The 920-nt window shown below is 62.9% G+C and carries 1 protein-coding gene; it reads right to left on the bottom strand.

All coding sequences use genetic code 11. From position 1 onward, the window contains the following. Positions 1–306 (bottom strand): hypothetical protein (locus L979_RS13785; RefSeq protein WP_156125611.1); only part of this gene is annotated, 306 nt, incomplete at its 3' end. Positions 307–920: the final 614 nt, after the last annotated feature.

The following is a 920-nucleotide window of genomic DNA, read 5'->3' on the forward strand; positions in this document are numbered from 1 at the left end:
AATCCCGTCCATGCCCACTGTGGGCAAGCCGTCGTCCGTGGCTTGGTGATCTTGGGCAGCTTGCCCAGCCACCAGGACGTCCTGGGGCGGAACATCTGCCGGGCCGGCCGTTGGGCCTGTCATCTCTGTGGGGCCCATGGGTTCCGGAACAACGCCCAGACGCTGCAAGGTTTCTGGTTGGCCATCCGTCACCTGGTCCACCACCAGAATTCCTGCCGCGGCCGTGGAAATCACACACGTGGCAATCAAGGCACGTTGTGACCACCGTGATTGTTTGGCGTTGTGATGAGTGGTTTTGTGGGCCATTGTGCGGTGGTTGGTCTCTGGTGATTGGCGACGAATCATTGTGGGTAAGAGTGTGCGTGCTGAATCGTTTTGGGACAAGGCGCTGACGAACCATTGCGCATCATTCGATGCTGTCGTGTTGACGGGTGACGGCGAGGTGCTCGTCACAGGGGCACCCCGCCGTCAATCGCGAATCGTCCGTGCGCGTTTTGGCCATCGCATCCGGTCTGGCCAATTCATCCGGTCTGGCCAGTCCGTTCGTCGTCAGCCCGTGAGTCTTGCGGTCAGTCCATGCGACGGCGGCGGCTCACATAGACCCACCCGGAAGCTGCCGCAATTACTGTGGCAGCAGCAAAGATCCAGACCGTGGGGCCCCATTGGCCATCGGAAGTGCTCAACCCGGTACGAACCAGAATGGAGGAATCCTTGGACGCAGGCGGTGTGGTGGTACCCGCAGGTGGTTGGGGCTGATCAGTGGTTGGTTGCGGCGTCGTCGCCTGTGGTGCGGGCGTCGTCGGTGTTGTGGTCGCGCTGGGTGACGGGGCCTCGGTCGTGGGCTGCGCGGTTGATGTGGGCGAGGGTGCCTGGGTGGGTGTCTGGCTCGGCGGGGGGGTCGGTGACGGGGAGGCAGTCGT

The organism is Kocuria sp. ZOR0020 (assembly GCF_000800955.1).
In the GTDB taxonomy this organism is placed as follows: Bacteria; Actinomycetota; Actinomycetes; order Actinomycetales; family Micrococcaceae; genus Kocuria; species Kocuria subflava.